The organism is Tepidimonas charontis (assembly GCF_007556685.1).
GTDB lineage: Bacteria > Pseudomonadota > Gammaproteobacteria > Burkholderiales > Burkholderiaceae_C > Tepidimonas > Tepidimonas charontis.
On record NZ_VJON01000118.1, the window covers coordinates 1 to 629 of the forward strand.

1 protein-coding gene and 1 pseudogene are annotated in these 629 nt (G+C 67.1%); both read right to left on the reverse strand.

Going from position 1 to position 629, the window contains the following annotated elements; translation table 11 throughout:
• Window positions 1-212: pseudogene (locus Tchar_RS13640) on the reverse strand (IS3-like element ISMtsp5 family transposase); the annotation flags it as partial.
• A partial coding sequence (locus Tchar_RS13645; RefSeq protein WP_408033637.1) for a hypothetical protein occupies window positions 209-629 on the reverse strand: 421 nt, incomplete at its 5' end. The pseudogene Tchar_RS13640 and the gene Tchar_RS13645, both read right to left, overlap by 4 nt.

Genomic DNA, 629 nt, shown 5'->3' on the forward strand with positions numbered 1-629 from the left:
GGCGAGGCTTGCAGATCGGCGCGGATCGCCGCGAGCAGATCGGCATCCGACACCTTGGGCTTCGGTCCGCGTCGCTTCGGCTGCAAGGGCACCACCTTGGCGCTCTCCCTGGCCTGCTGGGCGTAAATGGTCGAGCGGGGGAACTCCAGCACCCGGCAGACTCGGGCAAGGCCGTAGGGTTTGCCGGTGCCCGGCGAGGTCGCCTGGCTCATCGCGACGACCTCCTGCCGACCAAAGGGCGGCGCGCCTCTCTTTCCTTGCGCAGGATCTCGACTTCCATCACCAGCTCGCCGATGCGGGCCTTGGCGGCATCGAGTTGTTTCTCGAGCGGATCGTTCTCGCGTTCCTTGAGGCCGACATCCATGCCGGCCAGCGCTCGGTCGCGCCATTCCTCCAACCGGTATATCGGCACGGCCAGCTCCCGTGACAAGGCGTCGACCGATTCGCCGCGCAGCAGGCGCAGCACAACCTGCTTCTTCCGCCCCGCCGACCAGCGCTTGACCTCGGCCGCCGCGCTGGGCGCGCTTGCCGTCGCGCTACGCGCTCCTTCCAGCGCCCCCAGCGCAACCCCGCCATCCTTTCTCTCATTCAGCATTTCCAGCTCCTTTCTCAGACACGTCTGTTTACCC